At 38.8% G+C, this 15,780-nt stretch carries 12 protein-coding genes; 5 read left to right on the forward strand and 7 right to left on the reverse strand.

The window, feature by feature from the left end:
• Positions 1–70: 70 nt before the first annotated feature.
• The 4 genes from OSO01_RS12020 to OSO01_RS12035 form a co-directional block, all read right to left on the reverse strand.
• A complete protein-coding gene (locus tag OSO01_RS12020) occupies positions 71–2,044 on the reverse strand; it encodes a methyl-accepting chemotaxis protein (RefSeq protein WP_246145142.1) in 1,974 nt (657 codons plus the stop codon).
• A gap of 376 nt (positions 2,045–2,420) precedes the next feature.
• Positions 2,421–4,406 carry a methyl-accepting chemotaxis protein gene (locus tag OSO01_RS12025; RefSeq protein WP_147210683.1) on the reverse strand — a complete coding sequence of 662 codons (1,986 nt, stop codon included), beginning with the start codon at positions 4,404–4,406 and terminating at the stop codon, positions 2,421–2,423.
• Between the two features lie 230 nt (positions 4,407–4,636).
• Positions 4,637–6,598: a methyl-accepting chemotaxis protein gene (locus OSO01_RS12030; protein ID WP_147210684.1), complete on the reverse strand. Its 1,962-nt coding sequence runs from the start codon at positions 6,596–6,598 to the stop codon at positions 4,637–4,639.
• 254 nt (positions 6,599–6,852) lie between these two features.
• Complete coding sequence (locus OSO01_RS12035; RefSeq protein ID WP_147210685.1) at positions 6,853–8,823, reverse strand: methyl-accepting chemotaxis protein; 1,971 nt, start codon at positions 8,821–8,823, stop codon at positions 6,853–6,855.
• Positions 8,824–9,275: 452 nt separating this feature from the next.
• On the opposite strand from OSO01_RS12035, the gene OSO01_RS12040 reads away from it, so the two are divergent.
• Positions 9,276–9,527, forward strand: coding sequence for a GlsB/YeaQ/YmgE family stress response membrane protein (locus OSO01_RS12040; RefSeq protein WP_147210686.1), 252 nt, complete (start codon positions 9,276–9,278; stop codon positions 9,525–9,527).
• An 87-nt stretch (positions 9,528–9,614) separates the two neighbouring features.
• Positions 9,615–9,983: a hypothetical protein gene (locus OSO01_RS23930; RefSeq protein WP_186813655.1), complete on the forward strand. Its 369-nt coding sequence runs from the start codon at positions 9,615–9,617 to the stop codon at positions 9,981–9,983.
• Positions 9,984–10,303: 320 nt separating this feature from the next.
• On the opposite strand, the gene OSO01_RS12045 is transcribed toward OSO01_RS23930, so the two are convergent.
• Together OSO01_RS12045 and OSO01_RS12050 are read right to left on the reverse strand one after the other, a co-directional pair.
• Positions 10,304–11,059 (reverse strand): tyrosine-protein phosphatase, encoded by a 756-nt coding sequence (locus OSO01_RS12045; protein ID WP_147210687.1) that lies wholly within the window; start codon positions 11,057–11,059, stop codon positions 10,304–10,306.
• Positions 11,060–11,088: 29 nt separating this feature from the next.
• The gene (locus OSO01_RS12050; protein WP_147210688.1) at positions 11,089–11,496 is read right to left on the reverse strand and encodes a secondary thiamine-phosphate synthase enzyme YjbQ; all 408 of its coding nucleotides are present in this window, start codon (positions 11,494–11,496) and stop codon (positions 11,089–11,091) included.
• A 181-nt stretch (positions 11,497–11,677) separates the two neighbouring features.
• Between OSO01_RS12050 and OSO01_RS12055 the strand changes: the two genes are divergently transcribed.
• The 3 genes from OSO01_RS12055 to ytvI all read left to right on the forward strand — a co-directional run bounded on the left by OSO01_RS12055 (position 11,678) and on the right by ytvI (position 14,740).
• Positions 11,678–13,003 carry an alpha/beta hydrolase gene (locus OSO01_RS12055; protein WP_186813650.1) on the forward strand — a complete coding sequence of 442 codons (1,326 nt, stop codon included), beginning with the start codon at positions 11,678–11,680 and terminating at the stop codon, positions 13,001–13,003.
• Between the two features lie 16 nt (positions 13,004–13,019).
• Positions 13,020–13,508 (forward strand): DUF3887 domain-containing protein, encoded by a 489-nt coding sequence (locus OSO01_RS12060; protein WP_147210690.1) that lies wholly within the window; start codon positions 13,020–13,022, stop codon positions 13,506–13,508.
• Positions 13,509–13,654: 146 nt separating this feature from the next.
• Positions 13,655–14,740 carry a sporulation integral membrane protein YtvI gene (ytvI, locus tag OSO01_RS12065; RefSeq protein WP_147210691.1) on the forward strand — a complete coding sequence of 362 codons (1,086 nt, stop codon included), beginning with the start codon at positions 13,655–13,657 and terminating at the stop codon, positions 14,738–14,740.
• A 113-nt stretch (positions 14,741–14,853) separates the two neighbouring features.
• On the opposite strand, the gene OSO01_RS12070 is transcribed toward ytvI, so the two are convergent.
• On the reverse strand, positions 14,854–15,699 hold the full coding sequence (locus OSO01_RS12070) for a Cof-type HAD-IIB family hydrolase (RefSeq protein WP_147210692.1): 846 nt from the start codon (positions 15,697–15,699) through the stop codon (positions 14,854–14,856).
• Between the last annotated feature and the right edge of the window lie 81 nt (positions 15,700–15,780).

Consider the following 15,780-nt stretch of genomic DNA (forward strand, 5'->3'; position numbering starts at 1 on the left):
TTATATAGAAAAAAGAAGAATCTTCCTAATAACGGAGATTCTTCTTTTTTACTATTACGTTTTATTCCTCTTAATATTTATATTCCGCAATTTTTGATGTTAAATCCTCTGCCATGCTGGACAGGGATTTTGCAGATGCTGAGATTTCCTCCATGGATGCAAGCTGTTCTTCTGTAGATGCTGCGACCTCTTCTGAGGATAAGGCATTATCTCTGGCTATAGAAGCCAGGTCATTTGCAGTTGCTGTTACCTGTTGAACTGCTGCAGACATCTGCTCGGATATTGCCATTACTTCTTCCATCTGCGGTTTAATATCGCTGCTTGAACGCAGAATTTCTCCGAATTTATCAATGGCATCATAAGATACATCTAATCCATCATTTACATTGGCTGTCACTTCAGACATCTTTTCCACCGCTTTTTGAACGTCGTCCTGGATGCCATGAACAATTGAGCTGATTTCGCCGGCTGAGTTTTTGGATTCCTCCGCTAATTTACGAACCTCATCAGCTACAACAGCAAATCCTTTTCCATGCTCGCCGGCACGAGCTGCTTCAATCGCTGCATTTAATGCCAGAAGATTTGTCTGTTCAGAAATATCAGTAATAGCTTTTAAGATTGTACTTACTTGCTTCGAGCGTTCCAGTAAGGAGGCGATATTCAGGTTTGTATTATCTACAGAGGATTGGATAGAAGTCATTTGATTTAAAGTATCACTGACTGCTTTCCCTCCGACTTCTGCCTGTGTGCTCATTTGCGTCACCAATTCAGCAACATTTGTGGAGCTATCAACAATTCGACCGACCCCTGTCGATATCTCTTCTAATGAATTAGCGCTTTCTTCTGTTCCACTTAACTGTTTTTCTGAGCTGGCGGATACCTCTTGAATAGCTAAGGATACCTGTTCTGATGAGCTTGTCATTTGGTCAGCATTCGCATTTAATTCCTCTGCCGATGCGGCAACCTGCTGCGCATTAAATTCGACATCACGAACAAGATTTTTCAAGCCCTCCTGCATTTCATTAAAGGCCTGACCCAGCTCGTCAATTTCATCCTTTGTATTAATCTCAATTGAATGTGTTAAGTCACCTGTACTGATTACTTTAGCATTTTCTTTTAATTTACGAATTGGGCGGGTGATGGAACGGATTAAGAACAGGATGACTAAAGTTCCCACCATTAGTGTGCCAGCGATAACCGTTACCATTATCGTTAAAGTCGATGCTGCTTCATCCTGAATTTCGCTGTAATCAATCGTTCCCGCCAGCTTCCATCCGGATAAATCATTTGTGTCATAAACCATTATTTTTTCTGCATTATCATAGCTGTACTCAAAAGTGCCTGTCTCATTATCAAACATTGTTCCCAGTGTACTGCCATCCGCTTCTTCTCCCGTTTCAAAGGTTGGATGGTAAACATACTTCTGCTGTTGATCAAGAATAATCGCATAGCCATTTTGTCCGATAGAAACTTCTGATGCCATCTGCTGGATAAAATCAATGTACAGGCTGATTCCCATTACTCCAGAACCGTCATCCAATGTTTTCGTGATACTTACTACTGTTCCTGTTCCGCTTGCGCTTTCAAATGGTTCTGAAATTTGCACCTCTCCCGGATTATCCACAGCATTGATAAACCAGCCGCGTTCGGTTGCATCAAATCCTTCCGGCAATTCAGAAACAGGCTGTCTATAGAATAGATCACCGTCATTAGAAGCCATATATACCTCGGAAACGCCTTCGTTCATTTCTTTATATTGTCCCAACACCTGTTCTAATGCCTCTTCATCATCATCAATTTGCCCACTATTAAATTGTGCTGCAAATGTATTCAAATCATTTATTTTTAATTCCAATGCATTGTCTACTGTCTGGTTCAGCAGTGCAGTAATATCTTCTACCTGCTCTGTTTTTTGATCCTCTAAAGTGCTGATAGAGCTGAAATATGTAATTGCTCCAATGATTATCCCCGGAGTCAATAGCATTAAAAAGAAGGATAATACTAATTTAAATCGAATTCCTTTTGGTTTCATTATTTTCTTCACAACTGAATCTCCCTTGCTGCTATATTTGATTTTCACGATTAAAATGGTAAGAGAAGAATTATTAACATCGACATATTCGCCTTCTCTTTAATGGTTTATTTAAAGCAGGCCAAAATACCCACAAAGCAAGTATACAGTAGCCGTTAATGATTCACTCCTTTTTCTGCTAAAATACAGTACTCGTCCTTAAAAATTCATACTTTATATTTATCGGATAATTTTTCATAATATAAACACATTCGTTTTGTTTTAAAACTTTCATTCTACTCCAAACTATCAACCCATGACTAAATACTTACAAAAAAAAAAAAACTGCAGCTGATAACAAAGCTCCCTGCTTAGAATTTCGTTCAACTGCCGTTCTTTTTATCCATGTTTAATATTTATACATTTTAACCTTTTCCGTTAATTCCTCTGCCATAGACGATAATGATTTCGCCGATGCCGAGATTTCCTGCATGGATGCTAATTGCTCTTCCGTTGAAGCTGCTACTTCCTCAGAAGTTGCTGCATTCGTTCTGGCAATAGCGGCTAAATTATTTGCTGTTGCAGTAACCTGTTCAACAACGGCAGACATCTGCTCAGAAATTGCTGTAACCTCTTCCATCTGCGGTTTGATACTGTCACTTGTCCGTATGATTTCCCCAAATTTGTCAATTGCATCATAGGATACATCCAGGCCATCATTCACTGATGATGCCACCCGCTCCATTTTCTCAACAGCATTTTGGACATCACTTTGAATTCCTTGAACAATTGCGCTGATTTCACTTGCAGATGCCTTAGATTGCTCTGCCAGCTTCCTCACCTCATCAGCAACAACAGCAAAGCCTTTTCCATGCTCTCCGGCACGAGCTGCTTCAATTGCTGCATTTAAGGCAAGTAAGTTAGTCTGCTCCGAGATATCGGTAATTGCTTTGAGAATGGTATTTACTTCTTTAGAACGCTCTAATAAAGATGTTATATCTTTATTCGTATCTTCTACAGATGACTGGATGGATGTCATTTGATTTAGTGTATTACTTACGGCCTGTCCACCTACATCTGCCTGCCCGCTCATCTGGGTTACATATTCAGAAACCTTTGTCGAGCTTTCTACAATTCTTCCGACTCCGGTTGATACTTCCTCCAAGGAATTCACACTGTCTTCCGTACCATTTAACTGATCTTCTGCACTGGAGGATACCTCTTGAACCGCAAGCGATACTTGTTCCGATGAATTTGTCATTTGATCCGCATTGGCGTTTAACTCCTCTGCGGATGCTGCAACCTGCTGCGCATTTACTTCTACATCACGGATCAATTCTCTTAAACTGCTTTGCATCTCGTTAAACGCATTGCCTAGCTGACCAATCTCATCATTTTTGACAACTTTAATCTCTTCCGTCAAATCTCCGGTGCTGATTACCTTTGCTCTCCTTTTTAATCCATTGATTGGACGAAGAATAGACTGAATAGTGACCGCATTTATGACACAGCCGATTAGAAAAGCAGCAGTCATTACAATGATAAGTGTTTTTATAATGGAAGCTGCATTGTCCTGTACTTCACTGTAATCAATACTTCCAGCCAGCGTCCAGCCTGTGAAGTCATCGGTATCATAAACCAGAATTTTCGATTCATTATTCTCTGTATATTCAAAAGCTCCTGCATTCTCTGCGGATACTTGATTATAAAAGCTTTCTTCCATCTGTGCGCCTATTTCATTTTCAGGATGGAAAATAACATTTCCGCCTCTGTCTAACAAAACAGGGTAACCGCTTTCACCAATTTCAACAGAGGATGCCATTTCCTGAACAAAATCCATCGACAAATCAATGCCGACGACTCCTGAACCATCTGCCAACGCTTTAGAAAGTGTCACAACCATATCTCCGTCTAAAGCTTCTGTTGGGTAAGGGTCAGAAATAATTAATTCTCCCGGAGCTTCCATTGCTTCTATGTACCATGGACGATCACGAGCATCGAAATCATCAGGCAGTTCTGTTTCCGGCTGAATAACTAATGTGCCTTCTTCAGAACCAAAATAAACTTTATCTACTTCATCGTGAAAATGTAAGTATTGACCAACAACAATGGTTAGTTCATCGTCTTCCTCTTCTATCTGGTCCCCTCTTGTATTTTCAGCAAATACGTCAATATCTCTACTTTTCAAGGCAAGTGTATCCTCGATATTTTGTCCCATTAAAGTGATGATTTCATTTACCTGTTGTTCCTGCTGTGCTTGCATGGAATTGACGGAGCTGTTGTAAGTCAAAAAACCAATAAGAACGATCGGTATGATTAAGATAGATGAAAAAGATATAACCAGCTTTCTCTTCACTCCATTTATTTCTTTGTTTTTCTTTTTCAAGCGGTTCATCCTCCTTTTATTGGAAAAAATCCTCCGCTTTTAATATCGGTTTCATTTGTCTAAAATGAATCCTTTTTCCTTATTTCCCTACTTATATTCTATAACAAAAACTGACGGATAAACCAAAAGACCTATCCATTCCCTCCTTCTATTAAATGAAACCAATAATAAAAAACCAGACCTCTATACAAGTATGTTTCACTACTTGGAATAAAAGGTCCGGCTTTTTCTAGATTCTATTAATATTTGTATTGATTAATCTTCTCAGTTAACCCTTCCGCCATTGATGACAGAGATTTTGCTGCTGCAGATATTTCTTCCATAGAAGCAAGCTGCTCTTCTGTAGAAGCTGCGACTTCCTGAGAGGATGCTGCATTATTTCTGGCAATGGATGCTAAATCATTTGCTGTACTTGCCACTTCCTGCACTGCTGCTGACATTTGTTCAGAAATGGCCATAACTTCTTCCATTTGCGGCTTAATATCTGTACTTGATTGAATAATTCCTTTAAATTTGTCCATCGCATCATCGGATACTTCTAAGCCTTTGTCTACATTTGCTGTTACCTGCGACATTTTTTCAACAGCGTCCTTTACGTCTGTTTGAATTCCCTGCACAATCGCACTAATTTCACCGGCGGATGTTTTCGATTGTTCAGCCAGCTTACGTACCTCGTCCGCTACAACAGCAAATCCTTTTCCATGCTCTCCGGCGCGGGCTGCTTCAATTGCTGCATTTAGGGCAAGTAAATTAGTCTGTTCCGAAATATCTGTAATTACCTTCAGAATCGTGCTTACTTCATTGGAGCGCGTCATCAATGACATAATATTAACATTTGTATTATCCACGGAGGATTGAATAGACGTCATTTGATTCAATGTATCCGTAACAGCTTTTCCACCAATTTCTGCCTGTTCACTCATCTGATTTACGAGTTCAGCTACCTGTGATGAGCTCTCGACAATTCTGCCGACACCTGTCGATACCTCTTCTAATGAGTTAGCACTGTCTTCTGTACCATTCAATTGTGTTTCAGAGCTTGAAGATACCTCTTGAATAGCCAGTGATACTTGTTCAGACGAGCTCGTCATCTGATCAGCATTGGCATTTAATTCTTCGGCTGATGCTGCAACCTGCTGTGCATTAAATTCAACATCGCGAATTAATTCTTTTAAGCTGTTTTGCATCTCATTAAAAGCAGTGCCTAGCTCTCCAATCTCATCTTTTGTTTTCACTTCAATAGATTGTGTTAAGTCGCCCGTACTGATAATATGTGCTTTCTCTTTCAACTCCTTGATTGGTTTAACAATGGAACGTACGATAAATACCGTAACTGCCAGTCCAATAATAACAGCACTGATTAATACAATTAATAAGGTGTTAAAAACCGTAGCGGCCTCTGTTTGAATTTCACTATAATCGATTGTTCCAGCTATTTTCCAACCAGTTAAATCATTGGTTCCATAAACCATGATTTTATCTGTATCTTCATAGTTATATTCAAATTCACCACTACCTGAATCGTATAGGCTATTATAAAAGGCTTCGCTTGCTTCTTCACCGATTTCCATAACCGGATGATAAATAAAGTGCTGCGTTTTATCTAATAAAATCGCATAGCCGTTTTTACCGATTTGGACTCCAGATGCTACCTGCTGAATAAAATCAATCGATAAATCCAACCCGACAACTCCTGAGCCGTCCTCTAACGCTTTGGATACTGTGACAACCATATCACTATCTGCCCCTGCTGATACATAAGGCTCAGAGATAATAATTTCTCCAGGGTTTGCCATTGCTTCTATGTACCACGAACGTTCACGCGGATCATAATCTCCCTCTATCACATCCGTTGATGCTTCCATAAACGCCCCATCCTCAGAACCGGCATAAGCGGATACTACTTCATCATGGAAATAAAAATATTGCTCCAAGGCTGTAGCTAATCCTTCTGACTCATTATCTATCAGCTCTCCCTGAACCTGCTCCGCTAATACTTCTACATCCCTGCTCTTTAAAGCAAATGTATTATCAATCGTCTGATTCATAATCGTGATAATTTCTTTCACTTGATTTTCCTGCTGTGTCTGTAATGTATTGACAGAGCTATTGTACGTCATAAAACCAATTACAATGCCCGGAATCAATAACATACATATAAATGATATAATCAGCTTAAAACGAATCCCTTTTTTCTTCATTGCTGTCCCTCCACCCTATCGTTTTTCTTGAAAAAAGTGCTTCTATATTTATCTATCGGCTGCATATTAAGAAATTGAATACATTTTAAGTTATTTAGTCCTGCAAATTTTTTTAACATAAACTAATTATCCTAAAAAATGTATGAAAATATTCTTGCTAACGTAAATAAATATAGGTAAATATGTTTTTCCTACACAAAAAAGTACAGCAGTGAAAATTATCACTACTGCACTTTTTATATTTTCATCCTGATTCAATATTTATATTTTGAAACTTTCTCTGATAAATCTTCAGCCATTGCTGATAGTGATTTCGCAGATGCAGAGATTTCTTCCATAGACGCAAGCTGTTCTTCAGAGGACGCCGCCACTTCCTGTGAAGATGCCGCATTATTGCGGGCAATAGATGCTAAGTCGCTCACTGTTTCCGTTAATTGTCCTACAGCTGCAGACATTTGCTCTGAGATGGATGTAACCTCCTCCATTTGCGGTTTAATACTCTCACTGGAGCGCATGATTTCCCCAAATTTATCAATCGCATCATAGGAAACATCCAGTCCGCTATTTACATTAGAGGTTACTTGTGACATTTTATCGACCGCATTCTCTACATCCGTTTGAATTCCGACGATAATATCTCTGATTTGTGTAGCTGAAAGCTTGGACTGTTCAGCTAGCTTCCGGACTTCATCTGCTACTACCGCAAACCCTTTTCCATGCTCTCCAGCACGTGCTGCTTCAATCGCTGCATTTAATGCTAAAAGATTTGTCTGTTCAGATATATCTGTAATTGCATTTAAAATTGTGTTAACCTGTTTCGAACGTTCTAATAAAGATGAAATATTTTCATTAGTATTCTCAACAGACGACTGAATAGAGGTCATCTGATTCAATGTATCACTCACAGCCTGTCCGCCGACCTCTGCCTGCGTGTTCATTTTTTGAACCAATTCTGTCACTTGTGTAGAGCTTTCCACTACTCTGCCGACACCTGTTGATACCTCTTCCAGTGAATGAACACCGTCCTCTGTTCCGCTTAACTGATGCTCGGCGCTGGAGGATACTTCCTGGATTGCCAGAGATACCTGTTCGGATGAGCTTGTCATCTGGTCTGCATTTGCATTTAATTCTTCAGCAGATGCGGCAACCTGCTGTGCATTCAATTCAACATCCCTGACTAATTCCCGCAAGGTTTCTCCCATTTTATTAAAAGCTGTACCCAACTGACCAATTTCATCATTTGTTTTAACTTCAACCGATTGTGTTAAGTCTCCCGTACTGATAATTTCTGCTTTTTCTTTTAAATCCTTAATTGGACGGATAATGGAACGGATAAGTAGTAAAATAACAACTGTTCCGATAATTAAGGTAATACCCTGCGTAATAGTAACCGGAGTAGAAATTGACATAGCAGTAGTCCCTACTTCACTTTCATCAATTGTTCCTCCCAGCTTCCAGCCTGTCAAACTGTTTGTATCATATACCATAATTTTAGACATATTATTGTATTCATAGTTAAATGTACCGGAATCATTATCATACATTTTCTGGTAGAAAGATTCTTCCGCTTCTTCCCCGGCTTCTGATTCTGGATGATAAATAAAGTTTTGATTTGTATCCAGCAGGATAGCGTAACCATTTTTACCTATACTCATTTCTGATACAAGCTGCTGAATAAAGTCCATAGATACATCAATGCCAATTGCTCCTGATCCATCTTCCAGTGCTTTAGAAATACTGACAGCTATCTGTCCGTCGCCGCTCACTGTCAGATAAGGATCAGATATAATCACTTCTTCCGGATTTGCCATTGCTTCCTGATACCAGTCACGCTCTCTTGGATCATAGCCATCCTCCATCTCTAAATCCGGCTGCATATGGTAATCTCCCTCTGCAGTCCCAAGATAAAACTCAGGAGCCTCAGGATGTAACCCGATATAATCAGACATTATTCTCTCTAATTCGTCTGTATCCTCTATTACATCTGCCGTAATGACGCTCGATAAGACTTTCATATCATTCTGCTTCAGTTCAAATGTATTATTAATTGTCTGATTCATCACTGCGGTTAACTCCTGTACCTGATCCCGCTTTTGCTGTTCTATCGTATTCATTGAACTAAAATATGACATTACTCCAATGGTTATTCCCGGTACTAATAAAATTAAGATAAAAGATAAGACTAATTTAAATCGTATTCCTTTGGCTTTGAATATTTTTTTCATTTTTCCATCTCTCCTAATTGTCTATATTTATTTATCGGAAGAAATGAGAGAAAATGTATCTAAAAATGAGAAATTTTATAAAAACTTTTTATTATTTCCATTAAAAAGGTAATAAAAGTAATTAAAAGGTAATTATGCAATATAATAGATTCTATTAATAAACATAAAAAGGTCTTTTTTATTAAAAAAATAATTCATATAACCATTTAAACAAACTAAAGTTGTGCATATTTCAGATTACATTTCCTGAAATAATTACGGGATTTAATAGTTGAATCAATACTTATTGCCTATAAAAATAAACCCAAATCAAAAAGGTCTTTATTCTCGAATATAAAATAAATTATTTCTCCAATAATGCTATATACATTAAGACATCAAAAAAATGAATAATTTTAAGTTTAAAATACTTATATTTGGAAATAGATAAAATATAGAAAGGAATGATTTTTATGTTTAGTTTTATTTGGAGTCTAATTGTTGGTGGAATCATCGGCTGGATAGCCGGATTAATAGTAAGTAAGGATTTACCAGGTGGAATTATCGGAAATATTCTGGCAGGTTTCATCGGTGCCTGGCTTGGTTCTGCTATCTTTGGAGAGTTAGGACCTGAAATAGGAGGATTCTATATTATCCCTGCTCTGATTGGTGCTATTATCCTTATTGTCGTTGTCAGTTTCGTTATGCGCTTATTCCGCCGTTAAGTTCAGACGATACGGGAGAACGGATGAACAAAATCGAAGCAGCTGCATAGGTTAGGTATATAGCTCATACAGAAAAGAGGAATGTATATGCAACCTGACCCAAATCATGCTTATTCACATGCAGATGAATATCAAGTGATGGATTATCAGCATCCAGAGCAGTTTGATATGCCTGCTTCACAATATAGCCCATACCCTGCTCAAGCCCTTCATCAACATGGACCAGAGCAGCGTGCGTTCTTTTTTCCATTTATCGGCGGGTTAGCTGGCGGCTTATTAGGAAGTGCCTTTGGTTCTGGTCCCGGACCAGGATTCTATGGTCCCCCAGGGCCGCCCGGACCTCCTGGACCACCGGGACCAATGGGATATTACGGTCCGCCGGGTCCACCAGGCCCTCCTGGACCGGCCGGGCCTCCTGGATACTATAATGGATACCCGTATCCGCCATATTATTAGGTATCTGGAAAATAGAAAAAGGGAGAATAACACGGCATAGGCCTGTTAAACTCCCTTTTTCTTATGCTTCTTCTAATGTGTGTTCAAAAAGTCCGGTAAACAGGACCCGTCGGCTAAGACCGCGTCGTCCTGGGGTTGCGATTACTCACCCCATCGAAAAAAGTTGCTGCAACGCTGACACTAGCATATCCTGTGCGTCGAAAGTTCAAGGCGACTAGCTGCTATTTCCAAACGTATTTCTCACGTGTTGCGGTGGCTTCTACGTTGTCCACACGACGTGGGCGTTCTTAGTAGAAGATCCTCTTATCGCCGTGTCATCTTTATTGAGCTTTTTGAACATCCTCTACTACAAAATCATCATGTAATGCTTTAATCTCTTCTACCGTCAAACCAATCGTTTTTAAGAAGCCGGCAGCATTCTCATATTTTTCATACATATAGTCCAAGAACGCTTCCATATAAGAAGGCTCACATTCCAACATTGTTTTAAATTGATTGCGCGACATCAGCAGCGGGCGATTATTAAGCTCTTCATCCGTTATTTTCTTGTACTCTCCTGTTAAAGCATAATCCTTCACAATAATATCTCTAGGTACACCTGCTAAATCTAATAAAATAGCAGCCAGGACACCCGTACGATCCTTTCCGACACGACAATGAAAAAGAACAGGATTTCCTTGCTTTTTTAGAAATATGTCCATGATTTCTTTAAATTTCGGTTTACTGGTCTCCAACATTAAGATATACATATCTATAAGACTTTTCGGAATTTTTGTTGTAAATGTAGCTGGATCCAGCAATGGAATATTATAAAAATCATAAAGTGCTTTATCTTCTTTTCTATACTTTCCTTCCATGCTGAGACGCAAATCTATAATGGTATGGACGCCTTTTTCCTTTTGCAAAAAAGCATGTCCCTCCGGGGATACATTATGTAAGGAATCAGCACGGTAATATTTCCCCCATTTTGTCTGTTTGCCATCCTTTGTCGGATAGCCTCCTAAATCACGAATATTTTGTGTTCCTTCTAATTCAATATGTCTTTGCGGATTAAATAATAATGCCTCTGCAGTCATACTTTTATTTCCCCCTTTATGTACAAGCCTTATCCTTCAATAATTTTGACATATACCTTCCGTGTTCTTGGTCCATCAAACTCACAAAAATAAATACTCTGCCATGTTCCAAGGACTAGCTGTCCATTTGAAATAATTAACGTTTCGCTGGCCCCCACAACGGAGGATTTCATATGACCATCTGAGTTTCCCTCCATATGAACATAAGCCGCTTTATTCGGAAAGGTTTCGTTCATACCAAGTGATAAATCACGTCGGACATCTGGGTCAGCATTTTCATTAATCGTAATCGCACCAGTTGTGTGTGGACAATACACAATCATGATCCCTTCCTGCACACCGCTATTTGCTAAAATTTCTTCCAGCTGGCTATCTAAAAAAACGAATTCCTGCTTCTTATTTGTTTTTATTTGAAATAATTCTGTATTTGTAGGCAAACTTTCCCACCTCTTCCCTTCGAAATCATGTCAAAAGTATACTTCCATCTTAACGAAAGTTCTGCTAATCAACAAATAATTAAGCAGTTTTGAAACATAATCTTATCTCAATCGTAAGTATGTATATAACCTTAAAATAATCAATCAATACTTAGCACAATCATAAAGAGGAGTGAAGAGCTTGCGAAAAAAATACATATTTCTTATTGGTCTTAGCCTTGCCATCCTCTCTGCCTGTTCAAGCCAAGAGAGTACCGCTGAAGAAAATACCGAAAAATTGATTCAGCAATTACAGGGGGAGGAGTACCAGCAGATTGAACAAGAATACTTTTCAGAAGCATTGCAGGAAAAATATCCAGCTGCAGAATTACAGCTCTCCTGGGAAGCAAATCGAGGAACTGTATTGGATGAAATAAAGAACATGGAAGCTGCTGCTAAGGAGGAAAAAACAACTGTTTCTGGTGAAGTTATTTTTGATGACGCAACAGTGACGGTTAAAACGAAATGGAATGAAGAAGAAAAGCTGGAAAGCTTACAAATTGAGCGCCTGTATGAAGAGTTAACACTGCCTGGTTCAGCTGTAGAGGAAGAAATTACAATCGAAGCTGAGGAAGGCTACCCCTTAAGTGGAAAGCTGACCCTTCCGGATGATGGAGAAGGACCTTTTCCTGCTGTCGTGCTCGTACAAGGCTCAGGACCGAGTGATATGGATGAGGCTATCTACAGTTACAAGCCTTTTCAAGATATTGCCTACGGATTAGCAGAGAATGGAATTGCTGTTCTCCGCTATGATAAGCGTACATTTACGCACGGTGCGAAAATGATGGAAGATTTAGGTCCTGCCCTGACAGTTAAAGAAGAAACCATTGATGATGCAGTAGAAGCAGCACGTCTGCTACAAGCGGATGATCGAATTCAGGCAGATCAAGTATATATTGGCGGACACTCACTTGGTGGAATGCTTGCACCACGGATTGATGAAGAAGCAGATACAGCCGGAATGATTCTTTTAGCCGGTTCTCCTCGTTCTCTATGGGAAATTATGTACGATCAGCAATTAGATTTGATTCCTGAAAATCTGAGTGATAAAGCAAAAGAGCGGGTAAAGGAGCAGGCTGAAGCATTTAAAGAGCTTACAGAAAGCTTTCAGGATATGTCTGCAGAAGAAGCAATGGAATATGATCTTTCTGGAATGAGCGGATATTATTTTCAAGAAATGGATCAGTATGATGTTGGCCAGATAGCCCTTGATTCCAACAAACCGATACTTGTCCTTCAGGGAGAAGCAGATTTCCAGGTAACGATGGAAAAGGATTTCGCCGCATGGCAAAGCATTTTTGAGAATGACCCGCAGGTAACGTTAAAATCATATCCAAACCTTAATCATATCTTTATTTTGTCTCAGGGAGAAAATAAAGGAAGTGTTCAAGAATACCAAATTCCCGGTCATGTTGATGAAAAAGTAATTACAGATATAAGCGACTGGATTATTGAGCATAAAAATTAAAAAAAGGAGCATAAAAATGAAATTAAAACAATTAATTATTCTATTAACATCTTTTTTATTAATTATCGTACTTGCAGCATGTGGAAATTCAGATTCACCCTCTGAAACAGATAATGACAATAGCCCGGAAGATACACAGACAAATCAAGAAGAGACGGAAGAGGAAGAAACAACAGGCAATGAGGATACTGCTTCCATAACATCTAAGGAGGCCTCTGAAACTGCTGAAGCATTTTTAACACTGGTGGCTGATGAAGATTTTGAAGGGGCAGCAGCACTTTTTGATGATACTATGGCGTCTGAAGTAACTGCAGCTGATTTAGAAGAGATTTGGGATCAGCTTACTACAGATTTCGGGAAGTTTGCAGGATACGACTATGTGGATGAGCAGCAAGTTGATGGATATTACTCCATTCTTTATGAGGGAGCATTTAATAATCAGCCTGTTGTTTTAAATGTATCTGTTAATGGAAATAATGAAGTTGGCGGATTTTTTATTCAGTAAGCATGTGTAAAGCCGCTTCTTATTCCATAACGCCCCTCGTTCTAGTTTACAAGTTGAGAATCGGACTATAAAATAATACTATAGGTGTATGTGTTCAAAAAGTCCTTTATAAGAAATTATTGTTTTTACTGGCAGGAGGAAAGCTTTTGTTAAACCAAGCATTAATTAAGAAAATTATTATCGGTATTTTACTTGTAGCACTTGGTGTGTTCTTGTACTTTTACTTTTCAGTATTTATACCTGTCTTACTCGCATTACTGACAGCAGTTATTTTTGAACCGCTGGTAAAGCTGTTGAAGAAAGCTTTAAAAACAGAAAAACGAATTTGGCCGGTAACCATTGTCTTTACAACATTTGTAGTGGCAGCGTGCGCATTGCTTTATGTTATGCTTACAAGCACAATCAGCCGTATTGTAGAATGGAGCTATAATGTTCCGAAGTATGGAAGTGAAATTCAATCTATTATTAATGAAATTATTTATAAATTTAATGATTTGATTGCTGATTTACCTCAGCGCGATGCAATTATCAGTGAACTGGAACGACAATCGGAGCGGTTATTAAACACCGGATATGACTTAGTGGAGAGCATGATCGGCATGCTCGGATCATGGGTGCAATCTATTCCCAACCTGCTCTTTATATCTCTTGTTTATCTTATCACTTTCTTCTTATTCAGCCTTGATTTACCAAAGCTGTTTCAAGCATTCTTTGCTCTTTTCCCAGAGAAAACAGCTATCAAATTAAATAACTTCTTCGGTCGTTTAAAAGTAGTGTTCTGGGGATACTGGAAAGCACAGTTCTTACTTAGTATTATGATTTTTGTCATTACTTATTTGAGCTTATTATTTATTTCGCCGCGATTTGCACTGTTAATGACCTTTATTATCTGGATTGTAGATATTATTCCTCTTTACGTCGGTCCTGCATTAATCCTTGTTCCCTGGGGAGGATTAATGATGATGATCGGAGATGTTCCAACTGGCCTGCAGCTGATGATATTAGCATTATTCCTGCTGGTTATCAGACGGATTACGGAACCAAAGGTACTTGGCGATCAAATGGGACTCGCAGCGTTGCCGACAGTCTTATCCATGTATTTTGGTTTTGTCTTTTTCGGGGTACTCGGGCTGATTTTTGGACCATTCGTTGTCAGTGCATTCCAGGCAGCCCATGAGGTTGGATTGTTCCAATTTGTAAAGAAGAAAACAATTGAGAATGCAGAAGAATAGCGATAATATTGCACAAAAATCCGAATCTGAATTCACACTTTCTTAATCTAAAAATGTGAATCAGATTCGGATTTTTTATAAAAGTATAATTGCGGCTTTAAATATGTCTTTCATTACTCGATTATTTCATTCAGTGCATAACCGACGCCATTTTCTTCATTGCTTCTTGTTACATGATCTGCATATTCCTTTACTTCCGGCTCTGCATTCTGCATTGCCACAGCAGTTCCTGCATATTGGAACATGGAAACATCATTATAGTTATCTCCAACGGCCACAACATCTTCCTGGGGAATGTGATAGTATTCCGCCAGCCCTTTCAAGGCATTTCCTTTACTCGCATCTGGATGAGCAACCTCTAATTTTTGATAGCCTGAGGTTGTTACAGAGATATCCTCTCTATCCTTCCAGGCTTCCGCAAGCTTCTCTAATTCTTGACGACGGAATGACAGGATAAACACTTTGTAAGGCTCCAATTCTGCAACTCCCGCTTCTAAGTAATCATCTACTTCGACCATACCATATTGCATATTTTGTATTTGAATAATATGTTCTGCATTTTCTTTTTCCTCTGGTGTATCAAAAAGCGTTTCCTTTTCCTCTTCCAGAATCGGCTGTTTATCTTTTTGGATATATACACCTTTATTTGTGTAAATTTCAAAATATAATTCCGCCTCAGATACTTTTTCCATTATTTCTATTAACTTGTCTGAAGTAAGTATCTGGCTGCGGATAATTTCATCATTTACACTTGTTAATGAACCATTCGCACAGATTAGTGGAAGCTCCAAATTAGCTGCTGCTGCAATCTCCTTCATATCATGCAGTGATCTTCCAGAGCAAAAAACAACGCTATCTCCATTCGCTTGTCTTTTGCGAATGGCTTCCTGATTTACTTCGCTAATTTTTCCATCTTCCCCCAGTAACGTACCATCCAAATCAATTGCTATTAACTTCATTCGCTTCACATCCTTCCACCTGATATCTTACCATATTTTAATACAGGTTTATTCTCTGAAATATTTCTATTCATTTCTTTC

Source organism: Oceanobacillus sojae (assembly GCF_007991515.1).
Taxonomy (GTDB): Bacteria; Bacillota; Bacilli; order Bacillales; family Amphibacillaceae; genus Oceanobacillus; species Oceanobacillus sojae.